Here is a 21,663-nt window from a genome sequence, read left to right on the forward strand (position 1 = left end):
CAATATCAGATTCCAAAGTGTTATTTAGAAACATTCAAAATAAAACAACGTATTAACAAGATGAATAGCTATACCACTTCAAACCCAGTTTATGGTTACGGATCATTAAATTAAAAAAAAAGTTTCACCATTTTAACCTTCTATTTGAAATATTCCGACACTTTTTATGGCAAAAAAAAATCCGTTCCTAAAAAGGAACGGATTCTATAATCATTGCAAAGTATGCAAATTATCACACTTTAATTTCAACGTCAACTCCTGAAGGAAGTTCTAATTTCATTAGAGCATCAACAGTTTTAGAAGAAGAAGAGTAGATATCCATTAGTCTCTTGTGAGCTGATAATTGGAACTGCTCTCTTGCTTTCTTGTTTACGTGCGGAGATCTCAACACTGTGAAGATTCTCTTATTCGTTGGCAATGGAATTGGACCGTTTACAACAGCACCAGTAGCCTTTACCGTTTTTACGATTTTCTCAGCAGACTTGTCTACCAAGTTGTAATCGTAAGATTTTAGTTTTATTCTGATTCTTTGTGACATTTCTTTAATTTAAAAATTAACCTTTTGCTTTAGCTATGATTTCTTCAGCAACGTTTTGTGGAGTAGCTTGGTACTTCTCTAATTCCATAGAAGAAGTAGCTCTTCCTGATGAAAGTGTTCTTAGAGTAGTTACATATCCAAACATTTCAGAAAGTGGAACAGAACCTTTGATTACAACAGCTCCATTTTTCTCTTCCTGACCACTGATAGTACCTCTTCTCTTGTTAAGGTCACCAATGATGTTACCCATGTATTCTTCCGGAGTTACAACTTCCAGTTTCATAATAGGCTCCATAATTACTGGCTTAGCAGCACGTCCCGCTTCTTTAAATCCTAATTTAGCAGCCATTTCAAATGAAAGAGCATCAGAATCCACTGCGTGGAAAGATCCATCTTTAAGAGTAACTTTAATACCTTCAACTTCGAAACCAGCCAATGGACCGTTCTTCATTGCAGCTTTAAATCCTTTTTCAATTGCAGGAACGAATTCTCTAGGAACGTTACCACCTTTGATCTCATTGATGAATTCTAAACCAACTTTACCTTCGTCTGCAGGTCCTAGTTCAAATACAATGTCAGCGAATTTACCTTTACCACCAGATTGTTTTTTGTAAACTTCTCTGTGTTGAGCAACTCTCGTTAAGTTTTCTTTGTACTCTACCTGAGGTTGTCCTTGGTTTACTTCAACCTTGAATTCTCTCTTCATACGGTCTACAATGATATCTAAGTGAAGCTCACCCATACCAGAGATGATCGTTTGTCCAGAAGCCTCGTCGGTTCTTACCGTAAACGTTGGATCTTCTTCAGCCAATTTAGCTAGAGCGTTACCCATTTTATCCTGGTCAGCTTTAGTTTTAGGCTCAACAGCGATACCGATTACCGGATCAGGGAAAACCATAGATTCAAGAATGATCGGGTTTTTCTCATCACACATCGTATCACCAGTTTTGATAGACTTGAATCCTACCGCTGCACCAATATCACCAGCTTCAATATATTCTACCGGGTTTTGCTTGTTAGCGTGCATCTGATAGATTCTAGAGATTCTTTCTTTATCTCCTGAACGAGTGTTCAAGATATAAGAACCAGCATCTAGTCTTCCAGAGTATGCTCTGAAGAATGCTAATCTTCCTACGAACGGGTCAGTAGCAATCTTAAATGCCAGAGCAGAGAAAGGCTCATCTACAGATGGCTTTCTTGTAATTTCAGCGTCTGTTCTTGGATCAGTACCTTTGATATCATCTTTATCCAATGGAGAAGGTAAGTATTTACATACTGCATCCAACATAAACTGTACTCCTTTATTCTTGAATGAAGAACCACAAGTCATTGGGATAATAGATAAATCGATAGTAGCAGCTCTCAATGCAGCATTGATTTCTTCTTCTGTAATTGAATCCGGATCTTCGAAGAATTTCTCCATCAAAGTTTCGTCATACTCAGAAACAGCTTCTACTAATTTCTCTCTATATTCAAGAACTTCATCTTTCATGTCTTCAGGAATTGGAACTACCTCGAAAGTAGCACCTTGCCCAGCTTCATCCCAGATGATCGCTCTGTTTTTAATTAAGTCAACAACACCTTTGAAATCTTCTTCAGCACCGATTGGTAAAACGATTGGAACTGCGTTAGATCCTAACATTTCTTTAACCTGGTTTACCACGTTAAGGAAGTCAGCACCTTGTCTATCCATTTTGTTTACGAATCCCATTCTAGCAACTTTGTAGTTGTCAGCAAGTCTCCAGTTTGTTTCAGACTGAGGCTCTACTCCATCTACTGCTGAGAATAAGAATACCAATCCATCTAATACTCTTAAAGATCTGTTTACTTCTACAGTGAAGTCAACGTGTCCCGGTGTATCGATGATGTTGAAGTGGTAAGGTTTAGTATCTGCAACAGGTTTTCCTTGATCTGTTGGAAAGTTCCAAGAACAAGTAGTTGCAGCAGAAGTAATAGTAATACCTCTTTCTGCTTCCTGCTCCATCCAGTCCATTGTAGAAGCACCATCGTGAACCTCTCCAATTTTGTGGTTTACACCTGTATAAAATAAAATCCTTTCTGTAGTGGTAGTCTTACCCGCATCAATGTGAGCAGCAATACCAATATTTCTTGTAAATTTAAGATCTCTACCCATTTCAGATTAGAATTTAAAGTGTGAAAACGCTTTGTTAGCTTCCGCCATTTTGTGAGTATCAGTTTTCTTTTTGAAAGCTGCACCTTCTTCTCTTGAAGCAGCTACAACTTCATTAGCTAATTTCAAAGCCATAGACTTATCATTTCTCTTTTTAGAGTAGCTAATTAACCATTTCATTGCCATAGAAATTTTTCTATCAGCTCTGATTGGCATAGGAATCTGGAAGTTAGCTCCACCTACTCTTCTAGAACGTACTTCTACGTGAGGCATAACGTTTGTTAATGCATCTTTCCAGATTTCAAGGGCTGTTTTCTCAGTTTCTCCTTTTTTAGTTTCTACGATATCTAATGCATCATAGAAAATTTTGAATGCGATAGACTTCTTACCGTCTAGCATTAAGTTGTTTACGAATCTCGTTACCAATTGATCATTAAATTTCGGATCTGGTAACAACGGTCTTTTTTTCGCTTTTGTCTTTCTCATTGCTTCTGTACCTTATTTAATGATTATTTTTTCTTTCCTTTTGCAGGAGCTGCAGCAGCTTGTCCTGGTTTAGGTCTCTTAGCTCCGTACTTAGATCTTCTCTGAGTTCTTCCATTTACACCAGCGGTGTCTAATGCACCTCTTACGATGTGGTAACGTACTCCCGGTAGGTCTTTCACCCTTCCGCCTCTAACCAATACTATCGAGTGCTCTTGAAGATTATGTCCTTCGCCCGGGATATAGGCGTTAACTTCTTTACCGTTAGAAAGTCTTACCCTTGCTACTTTTCTAAGTGCAGAGTTAGGTTTCTTAGGTGTAGTAGTATATACTCTCGTACATACTCCACGTCTTTGTGGACAAGAATCAAGGGCAGCCGATTTGCTCTTCTTGGCAAGCGTGGCTCTTCCTTTTCTTACTAATTGTTGAATAGTAGGCATTTAATTGCTTTTTATTTTAGGCTGCAAAAATAGTAATATTTTTTTAATTGACAAGCAGTTATGTATTTTTATTTATTTCAAAAATATTTTTTTCGTTTTTCATAACAATAAAAAACCTCCATGATTTTTATGATTTTTAATCATTTTTAGATCATGGAGGTTTGTTTCAATTTTTTTATTATTATTTAAAAATATCTTTTATTACTTTTCCTTTTCCATATTGTAAAGGCATTCCCAAAAGCTCTGCTATAGTACTGGTAATATCGATTTGTTCGTAATTTCCAGTATTAATGGTTGTATTCTTTTTAAAATCGGGCCCCATTGCAAAAAACTCAATATGTCTGCATCCTTCACAATCATCTCCGTGATTTTTAAAACCTCCTTTAGCATCCAGATGTCTGCCATGGTCATTAGAAACAATTAATGTTGTTTTATCTTTATATGCCGGAAGCGATTGAATATAATCCCAGATTTCTTTTATTGAAGCATCTGTTGTTTTTATAGCTTTTATATATTCATTCCAATTGTTAGCGTGTCCGTAAGAATCCACATCTTTAAGATTGATTACGATAATATTCGGGCTATATTCTTTCATCACTTTTTTCGTATTGGTCATGGTAATAGCATCATCACGATAATCTGAACCGTTTCCACTCACCCCACAATCGGTGCTGGGCTGGAACTTTCCTTTCCAATCTGCCAGTTTACAATCATTCAATACTTCCAATTTATCTTTAGAAGCAATAACCCAGGCTTTTGTTTTGTTGGCTCCGGTAAATTTTAACCACTGTTGCATCACAGATGGAAATCCTGGTAATTCAGTTCCATCGTTTTTGATACTTTCATACACTCCTGAACACATAGCACTATGTCCCGGATTTGTGTTAGTAGTCCCATTATTTCTGAAATTACTGATAAATACTCCCTGGCTTAAAAGATTTACCCTATTAGGGATATTCTCTTTGTTGGGAGCTTCCCATGTTTCGGAAATACGAGGACCATCAACAACTAATAGTACAACATTTTTTGTTTGGTACTTTTCTGTCGGATTTGTGTTGGTTTGTGCGTCCGTATCATTGTTACTACATGAAAATAATAAAAATGATAAGACAAAATACAAGAAGATCTTTTTCATAGATTTATTTATTTGTGGATTTCGGATGCAAAACTAGAAAACATCGCTTCAACATCCATTAACAAATTGTTATCTATTCCTTAAGAATTCAACAACAGGAGAATAATTGTTTCATTATAAAAGATCAAACAAGAGTCATTATGCCACCCATTAAGAAGATGATGAAATAAAAAATGACCAAGTGAATATTAAATATCATTTTGGCCATTTTTTATCTTGGTTAACTCGCTCTGCATTTTGAGCTAAAATCACCGAATTTCGGAGCAAGAAAGTCTGGGAAATGGGTTGGAAGCTGGAAGAAAGAAGCGGGAAGCCACTTTCAGTTGTAAAGATCAACAGCCTATTACATCATTAATTTTTGGCTCAAGATCTATAAAAAAGATGAATCGTTATTCTTTATGATCTTCATCACTTCCAGCTTCCAGCTCCCGGCTTCAAATCCACTTTACTCCAAGCTGCCGTTAAAATATCAAAATGCAGAACGGGTCTTAGGTATTTATTTCAGGTCATTACAAAATTTTATTCTAGAATTTTAACCTTAACATTTTTATTCCAATTGAACTTTTTTATATTTTGTATTAAGGATTCGCGACTACCGGGATCTATAGAATAAATAAACAAGTTGGTTTGAGCAAGAACAACATTCTCTTCATTTAATTCAAGATAAGCCACTTTTTTCCAGCTTTTAGGAGCCCTGCAATCCAACCATTCATCATAAGCTATGGCCAATTCATATTTATTATCTCCGGAGTATCGGGCCAGAAAATCATAAAATACATCACCCGGCTTTTTAGTTTTTATTCTATAAGGAACCACATTATTAGAACCAAGCCCCATAAAATCCAGTAAATGAATATCCGTAAAGTAGCAAATAGCTCCAATATCGTTCGCAACTACTTTCGAGTCATTATAATATTTCTTCAGAAATCTTGCAGACTGTATTTGCTGTTCATAAATATTAGTAGTACCTCCCGTTATCATAATATGTCCATATACAGACTTATTGATGAGCAATAATAAATTTATAATCAATAAGCTTCCTGCTATCTTTTCTGATCTGAATGACGAAACCGGATTGGTAAAAAACACCTTCACTCTTGGAATAAAAATCATTGCAAAAGCCATTAAAAGATAAGCCTCATAGCGATAAATCTCAAGCAATCGGCTAAACATGCAGTGCATGAAAAAAGCAAAGATCCACACCACAGGCAGGAAATTGTTTAGGATAATCTTCTGAAAGTTTTCTTTCTTTTTATAATCTTTAAAAATAAAGAACAAACATGCCAGCAAAGGGAATAATCCTATTTTATAAAATTTTCTATTGGCAATTACCCTATCAAAAAAGAGTTCAATAAGCTGTTTAAAAATATTACCCGAAAAATCCAATAAAGGTCCTTTTAGTATAACCGAATTGGGAAGAAAGTATCCACTGTTGGAATAATTAAAGTATCCAAAGATAAGAATGGGGACAAACCCCAGAACAAGTACCAGCGCAGCCTCTTTAATTTTTTTGATCAATAAGAATACGAAAGCAAATGACAGAAAGTAAAACATGCTTTCAAATCTCACCAACCCTAGCAGTAATATAGTAAAGTAAAAGCCATAAGCATCAAATCCAATTTTAAAATTGTTTTGATACCATTTTTGAAAATAATAGATATTCACTGCAATTACAAAAACCTGTAAAACATGCTCCATACCGGACATCACCTGCACATGCAATACTGCCGTGAAAAGACTAAATAAACTTGCCATGATAATTGATCTGTTATCCGGCAAAAACAATGAATAATACTTACTAAGGAAAAAAATAAGTAATCCGGATATAGCCAAATTAAAAATCAGTAGTATGAGAGCATGATCTCCAAAAACAGAGATTAAAGCACTTATAATCAATGTAAAAACGGGAGAGGAAGAAGTTGACGACAAAGCATATTTTGTAATTCCCCAAACTCCATTTATTGCAAAATGTTTAGCAACTGCCAAATGAATATAAGCATCATCCAGAATATAGGTAAAATAATTCTCTGTACTGGACAACATTATCAAGATATAAATAAAACATATCCCGAAAAATATCGCAGCAGTCGTTAAAAAGCTTCTCATCATTTTGCAATATTAATACTTCCAAACCATTTTAAAAAATTTTCTAATAGTTATCATCTATTAATAATCAAGGGTCTTCGGCACAATATTTCATAACTTTGTATATAGATAAAAAAGTAACTAAAAAATAAACATATACATATGAAAAATGCAAGTATTATAGGCCTTAAAGAAGCCGACTGCAAGAAAATAGCAGAAAAATTAAATGTACTTTTAGCTAATTACTCCGTATTTTATCAAAACACAAGAGGATCTCACTGGAATATCAAAGGAGATCAGTTTTTTACCCTTCATCCAAAATTTGAAGAGCTATATAATAGTTTAGTTTTAAAAATCGATGAAATTGCTGAAAGGATCCTAACGTTAGGAGCAACTCCGGCACACAATTATTCAGATTATTTAAAAGTCGCTACCATCAAAGAAAGTAAAGAAGTAAGTGATGGTACAAAAAGCGTTGAACAAATTTTAAGTTCATTCAAGGTAGTGCTTGATCTTCAAAGAGAGCTTTTAGATATTACCGACGAAGCCGGTGATGAAGGTACAAACTCTCAGATGAGCGACTATATTACAGAACAGGAAAAAGAAGTTTGGATGTATAATTCGTATTTGGGAAAATAAGTCCGTAAAAGCATTGAAATATTTCAAAAAAATCGTCTTACATTTAGGCGATTTTTATTTTTAATTCTTATATTTGCGTTAAAATTACACATATTATGAATGACGTACGATTGAACTCTATTCTAGATAATGACTTTTATAAAATAACCATGCAGAATGCGGTGGTAAAATTATTTCCAAGCTCTATTGTAAAATATGAATTTATCAACAGAGGGAAACACCACTTTCCGGAAGGTTTTGATGTTGCTTTGAAAGAAGCCGTAAATAAGATGGCCGAACTCAAACTCACCAAAGATGAGAAAAAGTTCATGGCAAGAACTTGCCCATACATAGACCTTCCCTACCTGGATTTCCTGGAAGGTTATCATTATGATCCATCCGAAGTAAAAATTCATCAGGAAGGTGGAGACCTTTCTGTAATTGTTGAAGGGCTTTGGTACAGAACTATTCTTTGGGAGGTCCCGTTATTGGCTTTGATCAGTGAGCTTCATTATGAGATGAACCATATGGAAAGAGATTCTAATGAAGTAGTCATGAGCAAAACGATTGAAAAAGCAGATTCATTAGGCAGACTTGGAGTAACTTTTGCAGAATTTGGTACCCGAAGAAGACATTCCTATAAGGTTCAGAATTTGGTAATGGAAGCTTTAACACAGAAAAAAGATTCAACATTTATCGGAAGTTCAAACGTCCATTTTGCAATGAAATATGGAGTAAAGCCTATCGGTACCCACGCTCACGAATGGTTTATGTTCCATGCTGCAGAATATGGATTTAAAATGGCCAATGAACTGGCTTTGGAGCATTGGGTAGATGTTTATAGAGGCGATCTGGGAGTGGCTCTTTCTGATACTTACACCACTGATGTTTTCTTCCAGCAGTTTGACAAAAAGTTTGCAAAACTTTTCGACGGTGTTCGCCATGACAGTGGTGATGCTCTGGAATTTGCAGACAAAACTATTGCCCACTATCAAAACAATGGCATCAATCCTATGTTTAAATACATTATTTTCTCAGATGCCTTAAACCTTGAAAAAGTGGAAGAAATTACCAATTACTGTAGAGGAAAAATAGGAATCTCTTTTGGAATAGGAACTAATCTTACCAACGATGTTGGATTAAAGCCAATGAACATCGTAATGAAACTCATCGGCGTACAAGCTCCTAATAAAGAATGGATCCCAACAGTAAAACTATCTGATGAACATGGTAAATATACAGGAGATCCTAAAATGATTGAATTGGCAAAAGAATTTTTAAGAATAAAAGAATAAACATTATAAAAGTAAAGTGAGTCACATAGGCTCACTTTTTAAATTTATCACATAAAGAAAATTATAATGTAATAGTAGCTGTCACTTTCTTCCGAATTTTTGATGGGCATTTGCAAATTGTCCGGCTGATAATGCGGCTAAAATAGATATTTCTCCAGCCAAACAAAGAGCGACACATATTTCGGCAAATCTTACAGCTTTTCCTTCTCCATAACAACCCATCATGGATAAACATTCTTTCTGAGTAGGAAGAGAAGTACCTCCACCAATGGTCCCTACAATCATATTCGGCATCGTAATAGAACAATAGAGATCATTATTATCGGTCAATTCCATCCTGGTAATAGCAGTACATGCTTCAGAAACACAGGCCACGTCTTGCCCACAAGCAATGAATAGTGCTGCTAGAGCATTAGCAGGATGCATTCCAGTGCTCAAGGCGCCGGATTTAATACATCCGTTAGTAAAACTAGTGGCAGTACGAGCCATCAGCTCTGGGGTAGTTTGTAAGACAGATTGTACAATTTCTTTTTTTAATACAATTTCCGCAGTTATTTTTTTTCCTCTTACCCTTGTTAGCACTAAACCTGTTCCTTTTTTATCTCCGGACATATTACTGTCTATGACCCAGTGCACAGGTTTTACCGGGCAAAATTCAATAATATACTTACAGATTTGATTGGTACAAATAGTCACCATATTTTGTCCTGAGGCATCACCTGTTGTATATTCAAATCTTATTACTAATTCATTGCCATCGATATTGATCCCTAAATCTGATAAATTTGCAAAACGGCTTGTAGCATTCGTAATCTCTATAAACGTTTGTTTATGATGTAAAATCCAATTAACAAACCTGCCCAACTCAATTATATTGTTAAATTTAAACAATGGACATCTCTGAACCCCCTCTTGCAGACATACAACTGTCATAAGACCAGATTCCCTGCATGCTTTCATTCCTCTACTGTAAGAAGCTAGTAAAGTACCTTCCGTGGTAGCCATAGGAATATAAAAAGAACCCCGTGCCGTAGTTCCATTAATGACTAATGGGCCTGCAATCCCAACAGGGATCTGTGCCATGCCTATAAAATTTTCAATATTTCCTTTTAAAAGATTATGATCAGCAAATACTTTCTTTCCTGAAATATAATCTGTTGAAGTATTTAATTTTTGATTAATAAATGCCAGACGAGTTTGCTGCCCTTCTAATGTATAAGGATCTTCCGTCGGGATTTTTCCAAAATTGAAATCATATTCGAAATGAGATTGGTAAGATTCTAATTCGTCAATTGATAACTGATCAATATCATCATATTTAGCAAAATCTATTTTGTTTTTAAGTTGTGGCATCATGGTAATAGTTATTTAATAATATAAATATAATCAAAATACAACTATCTATCAAACAAACAAATACCATAAAAAAGCCAGGATCTTCCTCACGGATCCCGGCTAAACATAATGAACAATAATATTAAAGACTATGTGTCTCCCTATATTTTTTACGATATGCATAATGGAAAATGATCGGCAGTATTGTAAATGACAACAGCATACAAATAATCAACCCGCCTACAATCATAATCGCCAAAGGCTTTTGAATTTCTGAACCCATCCCATTGGATATTGCTGCCGGGAATAGCCCCATAGAACCCATTAGAGCAATCATTACTACCGGACGAATTCTGCTTCGTACGCCTTCTGAAATAGCTTGTTTAAGAGGCATTCTATTTTGCAGATTTTCTTTCATCACCCCTATAAGAACGATACCGTCAATGGTGGCAACCCCGAATAGAATAATAAAACCAATTCCTGCAGAGATTCCAAAAATAGTTCCTGTAAACCAAAGTGATATAAAGCCCCCAATAAATGCAAATGCCAGTGTAATAGAAGAAATTAAAGTATCTTTTACATTCCCGAAATTAAAATATAATAACATCAGAATAAGTACCAGAGAAACAGGAACAACCATTGCCAATTGTCTTGCTGCTCTTTCTTTACTTTCAAATTCTCCGGCCCAGGTCATTTTATTACTTTTGGGAATCTTTACTTCTTTTTCTACCTTAGCTTTTGCTTCAGCAATGGTACTTCCCAAATCACGTCCCTCAATATTAAATCCGACTCCGATATACCTACTGTTTCCTTCACGATATATAAAGGACGGTCCTGTATGATAATCAATGGTGGCAATTTCTTTTAATGGTACTTTTTTATTATCCTGAGTAGGGATCAAAATATTTCCCATTTTCTCCGGTGTATCACGGTATTGCTTTTCGAACCTTAGCATGACATCAAATATTCTTTCCTGTTCGTAAAATTTAGTAGCCGCCTGTCCTCCAATCGTCATTTCAATAACGGCCTGTGCATCCGCTGTAGAAATTCCATATTTGGCCATTTTGGAATCATGGAGTTGTATTCTTAGTTCAGGAAGTCCGATATTTTTAAAAACATTTACATCAGCAATTCCCGGAACCGTTCTGATGGAATTAGCCACCTTGTTTGCATAATTTTCAAGTTCGAATAAATCGTTTCCAAAGATTTTGATAACCAATGGTGCCTTTACTCCGGCAACATATTCTTCCACATTATCCTGGATCGGCTGACTGAATCCGAAATTGATACCAGGATATTTTTCCAACGAAACCCTCATTTCTTCCAATAATTCTTCTTTCGATATTTTTTTCTTCCATTCATTTTCAGGTTTCAGCTGAATATTAAATTCTATATTAAAAAAGCCTGTTGGATCCGTCCCGTCATTAGGCCTACCTGTTTGGGTCATCACAAACTTCACTTCATCATACTTCATTAAGATCTCTTTCATCTCTTTAGTCAGTCTTACCGATTCGTCCAGGTTGACACTATTGGGAAGAGTAGCACGCACATAAATCGCACCTTCATTCAACTTTGGTAAAAACTCAGAGCCATAGTTAGAAAATTTCCAACCACAAATAGCCAGTAAAGCAACGAATCCTACTATAAATCCTTTTTTATGACGATCACTGAATTCATAAATTCTGTAGATATTAACTCTAAAAAATTTTGAAATAAAGTTTTCTTTTTCCTCTATATTTTTAGTTAATAAAAGTTTACACATCGCCGGGACATAAGTCAAACTTAAAATCAAAGACCCTAATAATGCATATCCTAATGTAAATGCCAGAGGGGAGAACATTTTTCCTTCAACTTTCTGAAAAGAGAAAATAGGCATCAACGCAACAATAAGGATCAATAAAGCAAAGAAAATATAACTTGTCACACTTCCTGCGCTTCTCTTGATAATCCCCAACTTGGAAATTTTATTAAACCTTCGCAATCCAATTTTCTTGGCCCGATGTTCAAGGGCGACAAATACATGCTCTACGATCACTAATGTCCCTTCTAACAGCAATCCAAAATCCAATGCACCCATCGAAATCAAATTGGCCGGCAGTCCTTGAATTTTCAACATAATAATCGCAAAAAGGAAAGCCAAAGGAATGACCGATGCTACAATAAATGTAGTTCTCCAATTGTATAAGAATATAAATACAATAATAGAAACAAGAATTACTCCTTCAACCAAATTTTTAGATACGGTATGAACAGTAGTATTCACCAATTCTGTACGATCAATAATCGGGACAATCTGAACATCCCCGGGTAATTCTCCCCCGTTCAGTTCTTCTATTCTGTCTTTCAGCCTGGCAATAACTTCACTTGGATTCTCACCACGAAGCATGATAATAATTCCTTCTACAACATCATTCTCTTTATTATATCCTACTTGCCCCAGTCTTGGTTTGGCAGAAACTTTTACTTCCGCCACATGTTTTACTAAAATAGGAGTAGACCCTTTTACTTCAATCTTGATATTCTCAATATCCTCTTTACTTTCCAACAAACCGATGCCTCGTACTACATATGCCTGATCTCCTTTTGCCACTACATCTCCTCCTACATTTATGTTACTTTTCGAAACAGCTTCATATACATCTAATGGAGACAGGTCATAATTATGTAGTTCTGTAGGATTGATTTTAATTTCATAAATCTTTTCTTCACCTCCAAAACTCACTACATCTGCTACTCCGGGAACTGCCAGCAACTCTCTTTCAATCACCCAATCCTGGATAGCCGTTACTTCTTTTATCGGTAATTTACTTTTAATAATATACCTATAAATCTCTCCTGTAGCCCCTGAAGGAGGCTCTATGCTGTATTCTGCACCATTGGGAAGATTTACATTTCCTAGTTTATTGGAAGCATATTGCTGTGCATAAAAGTCATTAACATGATCATCAAAAATCACCGTAACCACCGACAACCCGAATAGAGAAATAGACCTTACCGATGTTTTATTCGGAATAGCGTTCATTTCTTTTGAAATTGGGAGTGTGACAAATTTTTCTATTTCCTCAGCACTTCTCCCCGGCCATTGGGTAATCACCCTCACCCTTGTATTGGTAACATCCGGAAATGCCTCAATAGGAGTATGTATATAAGAGTAGATTCCTCCGGCCAGCAAAAGGAAGGTCCCCAAAAGAACAATCAATGAATTCTTTAAAGAGAAGGAAACTATATTCTGTACAAACTTTCGCATTACTTCGTAGAATTATTTAATTGGTTTTTCAGGTTTTCGTAAATAAGCAACCCGTTGGAAGCAATGACATTTTCTCCTTGCTTTAAATTTCCTTCCACATAAATATATTGGCTATTGGAAGCAACTTCCGTTACCGGCCTGATCTCCAATTCACAGTCTTTCTTATATACAACCACATAGCTTTGGTTATTGTCAAAAATCAATGCCTTAGCAGGAATTGCCAGAGCGCTTTTATTTTGTGCATTAATAGGCAAAACAATATCTGCGGACATCCCCGGTCTTAGTTTCATTCCATTATTATCCATAATGATTTTAGCCTTTAATACCCTTTCATTTTCATTAAAGACTTGGGAAATATTGTTTATTTTCCCTGAAAAGCTTTCATCCGGATAAGCCAATGTTTTTACAACTACCGGCTGATCAACATATACATTCCTCATGTTGGTAGCATATACATTAGCCATTACCCAAACTTTATCCAGGTTGGAAATAGTAAAAAGCTGGTCTCCTCCGGCAGTAACAGGCATTCCTTTGGAGATATTCTTTGAAATGACATAACCATCCGCAGGAGCTTTAATCTGAATTGTACTACTTCCCGCCGAATACAACTGCATATTTTTTTGAGTCTTAGAAATATTGGATTGTAAAATAGCAACGTCTGATTTAGCCTCCTGCAAATCTTTTTGAGAAGCAATATCATCTTTATACATCGCTTCTACAGAGGCAAGTTTTCTTTTAGCTACAGCTAATTGAGCCTGTGAAGTTTGCGTATCATCTTGCATTTCATTAACAGCCGTACTCTTTACACTTGCCAGAACCTGTCCTTTTCTTACATAATCTCCCAAAGAAAAATAGGTATCTATGACAACTCCGTCCACAAGGCTTACAAAAGGAACAGTTTTGTCGGAATTGCTTTCAACCTCTCCGGTTAATGTGATACTTTCCTGTACGGGAAGCATATCTACTCTAACCAGCTTAAGGTCTTTTTTAAGGTCTTTACTAATACAGTAACTTTTTTCTTCTTCATGCTCCTGTTTTTTATCTTTGCAACCTGTAAGGGCAACCAAGGCAGATAGATAAAATACTGTAATGTATTGGGTAGTGTTTATTTTCATATGTAGATATTATAAATCTTGTCCTACAACATATTGCAGGTTTTCGTAGTATTGATTAAGTTCTTTTTTAGTATCCAGTATGATCATTTTATTGCTGATGTACGTATCCAGAAAATCCATAAACTCCAACATACTGATATTCCTTAGCCTAAAGTTTTTCTCATGACTTACCAATAATCCATCTAATGTAGATTCATAGCTGTCGTCAATTTCTTCGGAAACTTTTTGTGTACGGATATAATTTCTAAAAACAGAAACAATTTCATTCTCAGATTTCAATGTATTCTTGCGGGTTTCAAGTTTCATTTTTTCAATTTCGAGTTTTGCTTCCTGGATATTTCCTTTGTTGCGATCGAAAATCGGAAGATCAACCGAAACTCCTACTCCAATGAAATCTTTCATAATGTTTCCTCCCCTGTCATACCCTATGGAAACAGCAACGTCCGGTGTCTTCATTGCATTTTGTATTTCCAGATTTTTCTCGGCATGTTTTTCCTTATTTTTTGAAATCAAAATATCGGGTCGGTTTTCTTTAGCTTTTTCCAACCATTGAGATAATTCAACTTCTGAAAGTTGCTTCTCCGGCATAGTAAAAGAATCTGAAACAACGAGATAAGAATGGGACGGAATCATCAGTAAAGCTTTCAGCTCCACCTGCTGGTCTTCAATTTCCTGTTTCAACGAAATCAGTTTTTTCTTGAATTCAATTTCCTGCGCTTTTAAGCGGACGTACTCCGCTTTACTGATATTTCCTAGGTTTAATTGGTTTTGAAAGGACTTTGTTAATTTTTCAATGGAAGAAATCTGATTTTGATATATTTTTTGCTGTTCCTGATTGTACAGGATTTCAGTCATTGCATTTCTTAGCGTTTTTTTAAGCTCACGCAAAACCTCCTGCAGTTCATATTTCTCCCCTTCCACTTCAATCTTCTGGAGCTCAATATTTTTCCTTCTCTTACCTGCAGTCTGAATCACCTGTTCAATTTCGGCAGCAACCTGACTGGTTTTCCCCCAGTTTCCGATAAGTGCAGGCTGATCTTCTATATCGTAGGTCCTCCATAGATTAATTTCATTGACTGTCAATTTAGGATTCGGCCAATATTTAGCCTGAAGTGTTCTGGCTTCAGCTTGAGAGATTTCTAATTTCTGAGCTATAAGATCAAGGTTTTTAGCCAAAAACATAGCTTCCGCATCTTTCCTACTTAGAGTTAAAGTATCAGAAATTTGCGCACAAAAGAAACTGAAAAAATGAATATAAAATAAAGTAAAAATAATCTTCTTCAAGGTCTCATATTTTAAGACCACAAAGCTATTTTTCTAATATTAGACTCAATTTCGAGTAGAATTAAAATTCAATTAGTTTAATATTAGAGTTTGATTAGAATAGGTTGGGATATATTTTTAATTCTCGCAAATGAGGGAGATTAAGCAGGTTTTTTAAACACAAATTGCACAAATACTTTTCACAAATAACACTATTATTCTACTTGAAAAGCCTATCCATGAACATCTGTGGAAATCTGAATAATCTGTGGGAAATTATAAACCAGAAGGAAAAGCAAGCATAACACTCGTACCAACATTTACTGTAGAATCAATTTTCATTTTGATATTATGATTATCAAAAATACTTTTGGATAATGATAACCCAATTCCGCTTCCTTTAATATTGTCAACATTTTTACCCCGGTAAAAAGTTTCAGAAACTTTCAGAAGATCTTCAGGAGATATTCCCTTTCCCTGATCTCTTACTTCAATGTTTAAATATTGATTTTTTTCCAACAACGTAATGACTACGGGATGATCGTGGGAATATTTAATAGCATTCTCCACAATATTGTACAAAGCCAGGTAGAGCAATGTCTCATTTCCGGGAAACTCTAATAATCCAGGTTTTGTAACCTGCAAATCTATTTTAAGCGAAGAGTTTTTTTCTTTAGCTCTGGGTTCTAATTTTTCATAAATTTTCCAGATCAGCTCGTCCATTCTTACCGGCTTGTGAGATGCTTCAAGCTTAGTCATTCCCGACATCAGCAAAAGATTATTAAGAATACTTTCAATTTCATAGACATTTTCCAATGATTCTTTAGCTACAGTCCGGTATTCTTCAGGAGTACGATCTTTTTGGGCAAAAACTTCAAGATTCCCTGAGATAGCAGCCAATGGAGTTTTAAACTCATGAGAAACATAATTGATAAAATTCTGTTGTAAAAGTACATTTTCTGAAATCCTTCCCAATAACTTGTTATAAGATTTGATCAGCTCTTCAATTTCATCGTTGGTATTGGTAGAAGTAATCGCTGTAGAAATATTGCTATAATCTACACTATTGATGCGTTCTACCACATTTGAAATAGGCTTATATACAATCTTAGAAAGGTATCGGCTCAAAAAATAAATTGCCAATAATCCAATAATCAGTACAGAAAACATGATAATGGAGAGCCTCAGAATTTGTGAACGGAACGAATCATTAGGAGATTTGACAAACACTACAAAATCACCCTGATTATCAGGATAAAAAATTCCGTAGTAGAATTGATTATCAGACATAAACTCTGTCCCTTTATTATTTCTGGCTGCTTTTAAATGAAAAGGTTTGATATTTTCATCATTCAAATTCTGTCCGAAAGTCACTTCATTGTTCTGATTATAAACCGCAACTCTGTTATTTTGAATCAAATGATTATACTCTTTTTTGATCTGAGCATGTCTGTCTTTTGGAAGCTCATCTTTTTCCAGATAGTAAATTGCAGAAATAAGTGCCGTGTTCCTTAATTTTTCAAAATAAGAAATTTTAGTACTATCATAATAAGCAAAAAATATCACCAGAAATGTGATGATAGAAACAATTCCAAACGATAAGCTCGAAATAAGAGTAAATCTGTTCCTTAATGTCATTTTAGTCTTTAATCAGATATCCTGTTCCTTTTACTGTGTGGATAATTTTCTGGTCAGATTCATCAATTTTATTACGGACGTAAGATATATATACGTCCACTACATTCGTACTATTGTCAAAATCAATTCCCCAAACATTTTGCAATATCTGGGTTCGGCTTAATACTTTATTTTTATTTTCCATTAAAAAAGTAAAAAGCTTGTATTCTGTAGGAGAAAATTCAATATCCTTACTATTTTGGGATACTTTATGAAGGTGAGTATCAATCGTAATACCACCACATGTTAAGAACTGATCTTCTTTTTGATAAGTTAATTTATTTCGTCTTGTAAGGGCTTTGATTCTTGAAATAAGTTCTTCAAAATGGAATGGTTTAGATAAATAATCATCTGCACCCAGATCCAACATTTTGATTTTATCATCCGGACTATTTAAAGCACTCAATACAATAATCGGAGTATAATTCCCTTTAAATCGTATAATCTGGGTAAGTTGCATCCCATCCAATCCGGGAAGCATAATATCCATTAAGATAATATCAAAATCATATGAATTAAGAAATTCACGTGCTTTTTCTCCCGAATCTGCAAGCGTCATGCTATACCCTGCTTCGGAAAGCCCCTTCATCAAAAAGTTACTAATTCTTTGATCATCTTCTACCAACAAAATATTCATCCGTTTCTGAAATTTCCTATAAATATAAGTATTCTAATTCAGAAAGGGAATCACAAGCGAGAAGCTGATTTTTTCACCACTTTTTCCGGAGCCCTCGGAACTCTTGTCCAACTTATGCCCTTTTTTCATAATTTTGGAAGATGGAGATGATATATTTAATTATTGGATGTATTGCAGGCGGAGTACTGGGTGCAGTTATTTTATATTTTGCGTTGAAATCCTCAATGGTTTCAAGAAGTTCTTATGATGAATTAAATACTTTATACATAAAAAGTAATTCGGACTTTGCAAATGCCAATCAAAAAATCCAAGAGCTCAACCAGGAAGTTCACAAAGAAAAAGAACAAAATCTTCTACATCAGGATTTATTGAACGATCTTAAAAATGAATTTGCCAAAATCTCTGCTGAATATTCTTCGTTGAATACTCAGTTCCAGGAATTGAAACAACTCAATTTTAAACAAACCAATTATATTGAAACACTAATTACAGAGAAACAGGATATTTTTGCTAAAAATTCAGAGCTTTCCGCAAAAAATGACAGCCTTCAACAATCCTTGGAGACTCAAAAAGAAGAAATCACAAAAATCCAGGAAGAATCTAAACTGCAGTTTGAAAATTTAGCCAATAAGATTTTAGAAGAGAAAACAGAAAAGTTTACTACTTTAAATCAAAATAATCTCAAAAATATACTGGAACCTTTTCAAGAGAAAATTGCCGACTTAAAAAACAAGGTTAATGAAGCGTATGAAAAAGAAAATAAGGAACGTTTCTCATTGGCTGAAAAAGTAAAAGAACTTGCAGAATTGAACCAACAAATTTCTGATGATGCAAAAAAATTAACCAGAGCTTTAAAAGGCGAAAGCAAAACTCAGGGAAATTGGGGCGAAATGATTCTGGAAAGCATCCTTGAAAAATCAGGATTAGTAAAAGGAAGAGAATATTTCCTCGAACATGAGCTACGCGATGAGGACAACAATGCCCTATTTTCCGAATTTTCAGGTAAAAAAATGCGTCCGGATGCCGTTGTAAAATATCCGGATGAAAGAAATGTGATTATTGATTCTAAAGTTTCGTTGACAGCATTTACAGAATTGGTAGACGAAACGGACGCTGATGTATACGCCATCAAACTCAACCAGCATTTGGGTTCTATTAAAAATCATATTACCCAATTGAGTCAGAAAGCCTATGATGATTATGGAAAATCATTAGACTTTGTTATGATGTTCATCCCAAGTGAACCAGCTTATATCGCAGCAATGCAGGCTGACCAAAATCTTTGGAATTACGCCTATGAAAGAAGGATTCTATTACTAAACCCAAGTAATCTTATTACTTCTCTTAAATTGATTGCAGATCTCTGGAAGCGCGAATATCAAAACAGAAACTCTATGGAAATAGCGGAACGCGGTGCCAAACTCTATGACAAATTTGTAGGATTTGTGGAAAATCTGGAAAAAGTAGGAAGAAACCTGGATCAGGCTAAAAACGTATACAATGATGCCTATAAACAACTTCACACCGGAAATGACAATCTAATTATTCAAACTCAAAAACTGAAATCATTAGGTATCAAAAATAAAAAAGATTTACCTCAGAGCCTTGTCGACAATAGCAATATCATAGATTCATCCGAAAACTAAACCTTATGAAAAAGATATACATTACCCTTATTTTGAGCATCATTCTCTTTATTGTATCTCTTTTTTTTACCGCAGTCTATATAAGTAATAATAAAGGAGAAATGCCGGCCATAGATTGTTTTCTCTTAGGTTGGGCAGAATCAGATGGTGGTTTTTTCGTTTGGCTGGCCAATCCACTACTCTTTATTTCGGCTATTGCTTTATTAATGCAACAAGTAAAAGTGTCAACTGTACTGAGTTTACTTGCAGTCTGTCTATCTTTATCTTATCTGTTTTTTGGAGAAATAACGGTTGATGAAGCAGGACATCAATATCCTATACTTTCTTATGGACTGGGATATTATCTTTGGGTCGCAAGTTGTCTTACTCTGTTTATTGGAAATATTATCATACTAAAGCCCCTCGGAAAACAGACAGATAAAACCATTTAAAAAAAATTACTACGAAATTCTTTTTTCCATAAGTTCTCTATTTCGGAGCACCCGAAGAAATGATTATATGCTCAATCATAAATTTTGCATAATTTTGCGGCATGTTGATAGAAAGTTTTCAAAACGATAAAATAAAACATGTCACTAAGCTTCTTACTGACAACAGATTCCGTAAAAAATCAAAAGTATTTGTTGTTGAAGGACAACAGGAAAACGAAAGAGCAGTCCAATATCATTTTGAACCTTTAGAATATTTTATTTGTGAAAATATATTTAAAGGAAAAACTCCTGATGGAAAGATTCATTATGTAAGCGATAAGGTTTATGAAAAAATAGCTTATCGAGGAAGCTCAGAAGGGATTATCGGAATATACAATGCTAAAGAGGTCCCTCTTTCCTCCTTTGCTCCAAAAGATAATTCTACAGTAATTATTGTAGAAGGAGTAGAAAAACCGGGTAACCTTGGTGCTATTTTAAGAAGTTGTGAAGCATTTGGCATTGATGCTCTTATTGTTGCCGATGGAAAAACGGATTTTTATAATCCGAATGTGATCAGATCCAGTGTAGGATGTCTTTTCGGGATGGAAGTATATCAAGCTGAGAATGAAGAAACCCTGGAATTCCTTCAGAAAAACAAATTCAATATCTATACAACGCTTATGGATGAGAGAGCAGAACATCTTTACAAAAGAGATTTTACCCAGCGTTCTGCGGTATTATTTGGCACTGAACATTCAGGGTTGAGTGATTTCTGGATAGGAAAAGGCATAAACACATTAATTCCTATGGCAGGAAGCATAGACTCTTTGAACCTGAGTAATGCAGTTGCCATTACCTGCTATGAATCTTTAAAACAAAAGAAAGGATAAGTTATCAGTATTTCGGATACAAGAGCAAAAGTTGTGGGGCTTGGAATATTTAGATCCGTTTAATTTTTAAATTTCGCGCAAAGGATTTCTATTATCCGGTATTGTATTTTAGAGAGCAAAGCCTGAATCAATTGTATTGATTCTTTCTAAGCATACGCCTATCTACATCGCTTTATCAGCGACTTTTGTCACTTTCTTAGCTCTCTTATCAATAATGAATTGAATCTTGTCTATGCGTTGAAATAAAATTTCAATATAAAGCATAAAAAAACCGTTTCACTGGGTGAAACGGTTCCTTTATTTTTAAGCTAAGCTAAAATTATTTTTTAGCAGCGTCTTTTGCAGCATCTTTAGCAGCATCAGCAGCTCCTTTAGCAGCATCAGCAGCTCCTTTAGCAGCGTCAGCAGCACCTTTAGCAGCATCTTTAGCAACTTCAGCACCAGCAGCAGTTGTAGCAGCAGCAGCATCTTTAGCAGCACCTACAGCAGTAGTAGCAGCAGAATCAACAACTTTAGCAGCAGAATCAACTACAACAGCAGCAGAATCAGCAGTAACAGCAGCTGAATCAGTAGCTCCTTCAGTAGCAGTAGCTTCAGTTTTTTTACAAGCAACTAGAGAGATTGCAGCGATAGCAGCTACGAATAATGACTTTTTCATAATAAATTAAATTTAATTTTGTTAATATTGTTTTATAAAATTTTCTTCTGTTCTGTTATT

18 protein-coding genes are annotated in these 21,663 nt (G+C 35.1%); 5 read left to right on the forward strand and 13 right to left on the reverse strand.

Going from position 1 to position 21,663, the window contains the following annotated elements; translation table 11 throughout:
- Window positions 1-232: 232 nt before the first annotated feature.
- From rpsJ to CW752_RS03875, 6 genes are all read right to left on the reverse strand, one after another.
- Window positions 233-538, reverse strand: a complete 306-nt coding sequence (gene rpsJ, locus CW752_RS03850; protein ID WP_002661363.1) for a 30S ribosomal protein S10 — start codon at window positions 536-538, stop codon at window positions 233-235.
- A 16-nt stretch (window positions 539-554) separates the two neighbouring features.
- On the reverse strand, window positions 555-2,672 hold the full coding sequence (gene fusA, locus CW752_RS03855) for an elongation factor G (protein WP_101238457.1): 2,118 nt from the start codon (window positions 2,670-2,672) through the stop codon (window positions 555-557).
- Between the two features lie 6 nt (window positions 2,673-2,678).
- A complete protein-coding gene (rpsG, locus tag CW752_RS03860) occupies window positions 2,679-3,155 on the reverse strand; it encodes a 30S ribosomal protein S7 (protein WP_027371737.1) in 477 nt (158 codons plus the stop codon).
- A 23-nt stretch (window positions 3,156-3,178) separates the two neighbouring features.
- On the reverse strand, window positions 3,179-3,592 hold the full coding sequence (gene rpsL, locus CW752_RS03865; RefSeq protein WP_002983146.1) for a 30S ribosomal protein S12: 414 nt from the start codon (window positions 3,590-3,592) through the stop codon (window positions 3,179-3,181).
- Between the two features lie 181 nt (window positions 3,593-3,773).
- Window positions 3,774-4,727 (reverse strand): sulfatase-like hydrolase/transferase, encoded by a 954-nt coding sequence (locus CW752_RS03870; protein WP_101238458.1) that lies wholly within the window; start codon window positions 4,725-4,727, stop codon window positions 3,774-3,776.
- A gap of 519 nt (window positions 4,728-5,246) precedes the next feature.
- Window positions 5,247-6,770, reverse strand: a complete 1,524-nt coding sequence (locus tag CW752_RS03875; protein ID WP_101238459.1) for a hypothetical protein — start codon at window positions 6,768-6,770, stop codon at window positions 5,247-5,249.
- 204 nt (window positions 6,771-6,974) lie between these two features.
- On the opposite strand from CW752_RS03875, the gene CW752_RS03880 reads away from it, so the two are divergent.
- Together CW752_RS03880 and pncB are read left to right on the forward strand one after the other, a co-directional pair.
- Complete coding sequence (locus CW752_RS03880; protein WP_101238460.1) at window positions 6,975-7,451, forward strand: Dps family protein; 477 nt, start codon at window positions 6,975-6,977, stop codon at window positions 7,449-7,451.
- A 95-nt stretch (window positions 7,452-7,546) separates the two neighbouring features.
- Window positions 7,547-8,725, forward strand: coding sequence for a nicotinate phosphoribosyltransferase (gene pncB / locus CW752_RS03885; RefSeq protein ID WP_101238461.1), 1,179 nt, complete (start codon window positions 7,547-7,549; stop codon window positions 8,723-8,725).
- 81 nt (window positions 8,726-8,806) lie between these two features.
- On the opposite strand, the gene CW752_RS03890 is transcribed toward pncB, so the two are convergent.
- From CW752_RS03890 to CW752_RS03915, 6 genes are all read right to left on the reverse strand, one after another.
- Window positions 8,807-10,081, reverse strand: coding sequence for a hydroxymethylglutaryl-CoA reductase (locus CW752_RS03890; protein ID WP_228401607.1), 1,275 nt, complete (start codon window positions 10,079-10,081; stop codon window positions 8,807-8,809).
- Window positions 10,082-10,202: 121 nt separating this feature from the next.
- Complete coding sequence (locus tag CW752_RS03895; RefSeq protein WP_101238463.1) at window positions 10,203-13,307, reverse strand: efflux RND transporter permease subunit; 3,105 nt, start codon at window positions 13,305-13,307, stop codon at window positions 10,203-10,205.
- Window positions 13,307-14,422, reverse strand: coding sequence for an efflux RND transporter periplasmic adaptor subunit (locus tag CW752_RS03900; RefSeq protein ID WP_101238464.1), 1,116 nt, complete (start codon window positions 14,420-14,422; stop codon window positions 13,307-13,309). Before CW752_RS03900 ends, CW752_RS03895 begins: the two co-directional genes overlap by 1 nt.
- A gap of 9 nt (window positions 14,423-14,431) precedes the next feature.
- Entirely contained in the window at window positions 14,432-15,706 is a 1,275-nt protein-coding gene (locus CW752_RS03905; protein WP_228401609.1) for a TolC family protein, read from the reverse strand.
- Between the two features lie 255 nt (window positions 15,707-15,961).
- A complete protein-coding gene (locus CW752_RS03910) occupies window positions 15,962-17,323 on the reverse strand; it encodes a sensor histidine kinase (protein WP_101238466.1) in 1,362 nt (453 codons plus the stop codon).
- Between the two features lies 1 nt (window position 17,324).
- On the reverse strand, window positions 17,325-17,999 hold the full coding sequence (locus CW752_RS03915; RefSeq protein ID WP_101238467.1) for a response regulator transcription factor: 675 nt from the start codon (window positions 17,997-17,999) through the stop codon (window positions 17,325-17,327).
- Between the two features lie 140 nt (window positions 18,000-18,139).
- Between CW752_RS03915 and rmuC the strand changes: the two genes are divergently transcribed.
- The 3 genes from rmuC to CW752_RS03930 all read left to right on the forward strand — a co-directional run bounded on the left by rmuC (window position 18,140) and on the right by CW752_RS03930 (window position 20,945).
- Window positions 18,140-19,645 (forward strand): DNA recombination protein RmuC, encoded by a 1,506-nt coding sequence (rmuC, locus tag CW752_RS03920; RefSeq protein ID WP_101238468.1) that lies wholly within the window; start codon window positions 18,140-18,142, stop codon window positions 19,643-19,645.
- Between the two features lie 5 nt (window positions 19,646-19,650).
- Window positions 19,651-20,076 carry a hypothetical protein gene (locus CW752_RS03925; RefSeq protein ID WP_101238469.1) on the forward strand — a complete coding sequence of 142 codons (426 nt, stop codon included), beginning with the start codon at window positions 19,651-19,653 and terminating at the stop codon, window positions 20,074-20,076.
- Window positions 20,077-20,177: 101 nt separating this feature from the next.
- Entirely contained in the window at window positions 20,178-20,945 is a 768-nt protein-coding gene (locus CW752_RS03930) for a TrmH family RNA methyltransferase (RefSeq protein WP_101238470.1), read from the forward strand.
- Window positions 20,946-21,264: 319 nt separating this feature from the next.
- On the opposite strand, the gene CW752_RS03935 is transcribed toward CW752_RS03930, so the two are convergent.
- On the reverse strand, window positions 21,265-21,603 hold the full coding sequence (locus tag CW752_RS03935) for a hypothetical protein (protein ID WP_101238471.1): 339 nt from the start codon (window positions 21,601-21,603) through the stop codon (window positions 21,265-21,267).
- Window positions 21,604-21,663: the final 60 nt, after the last annotated feature.

It is taken from the genome of Chryseobacterium sp. PMSZPI (assembly GCF_002835665.1).
In the GTDB taxonomy this organism is placed as follows: domain Bacteria; phylum Bacteroidota; class Bacteroidia; order Flavobacteriales; family Weeksellaceae; genus Chryseobacterium.

What these genes read in the sequence shown, in the direction of transcription:
- CW752_RS03900 (WP_101238464.1), bottom strand. Translation starts at nt 14,422, where the DNA reads ATGAAAATAAACACTACCCAATACATTACAGTATTTTATCTATCTGCC.
- CW752_RS03910 (WP_101238466.1), bottom strand. Translation starts at nt 17,323, where the DNA reads ATGACATTAAGGAACAGATTTACTCTTATTTCGAGCTTATCGTTTGGA.
- rpsG (WP_027371737.1), bottom strand. Translation starts at nt 3,155, where the DNA reads ATGAGAAAGACAAAAGCGAAAAAAAGACCGTTGTTACCAGATCCGAAA.
- CW752_RS03880 (WP_101238460.1), top strand. Translation starts at nt 6,975, where the DNA reads ATGAAAAATGCAAGTATTATAGGCCTTAAAGAAGCCGACTGCAAGAAA.
- CW752_RS03935 (WP_101238471.1), bottom strand. Translation starts at nt 21,603, where the DNA reads ATGAAAAAGTCATTATTCGTAGCTGCTATCGCTGCAATCTCTCTAGTT.
- CW752_RS03890 (WP_228401607.1), bottom strand. Translation starts at nt 10,081, where the DNA reads ATGATGCCACAACTTAAAAACAAAATAGATTTTGCTAAATATGATGAT.
- CW752_RS03930 (WP_101238470.1), top strand. Translation starts at nt 20,178, where the DNA reads ATGTTGATAGAAAGTTTTCAAAACGATAAAATAAAACATGTCACTAAG.
- fusA (WP_101238457.1), bottom strand. Translation starts at nt 2,672, where the DNA reads ATGGGTAGAGATCTTAAATTTACAAGAAATATTGGTATTGCTGCTCAC.
- CW752_RS03870 (WP_101238458.1), bottom strand. Translation starts at nt 4,727, where the DNA reads ATGAAAAAGATCTTCTTGTATTTTGTCTTATCATTTTTATTATTTTCA.
- rpsL (WP_002983146.1), bottom strand. Translation starts at nt 3,592, where the DNA reads ATGCCTACTATTCAACAATTAGTAAGAAAAGGAAGAGCCACGCTTGCC.
- rmuC (WP_101238468.1), top strand. Translation starts at nt 18,140, where the DNA reads ATGGAGATGATATATTTAATTATTGGATGTATTGCAGGCGGAGTACTG.
- CW752_RS03875 (WP_101238459.1), bottom strand. Translation starts at nt 6,770, where the DNA reads ATGTTGTCCAGTACAGAGAATTATTTTACCTATATTCTGGATGATGCT.
- CW752_RS03915 (WP_101238467.1), bottom strand. Translation starts at nt 17,999, where the DNA reads ATGAATATTTTGTTGGTAGAAGATGATCAAAGAATTAGTAACTTTTTG.
- rpsJ (WP_002661363.1), bottom strand. Translation starts at nt 538, where the DNA reads ATGTCACAAAGAATCAGAATAAAACTAAAATCTTACGATTACAACTTG.
- pncB (WP_101238461.1), top strand. Translation starts at nt 7,547, where the DNA reads ATGAATGACGTACGATTGAACTCTATTCTAGATAATGACTTTTATAAA.
- CW752_RS03925 (WP_101238469.1), top strand. Translation starts at nt 19,651, where the DNA reads ATGAAAAAGATATACATTACCCTTATTTTGAGCATCATTCTCTTTATT.
- CW752_RS03895 (WP_101238463.1), bottom strand. Translation starts at nt 13,307, where the DNA reads ATGCGAAAGTTTGTACAGAATATAGTTTCCTTCTCTTTAAAGAATTCA.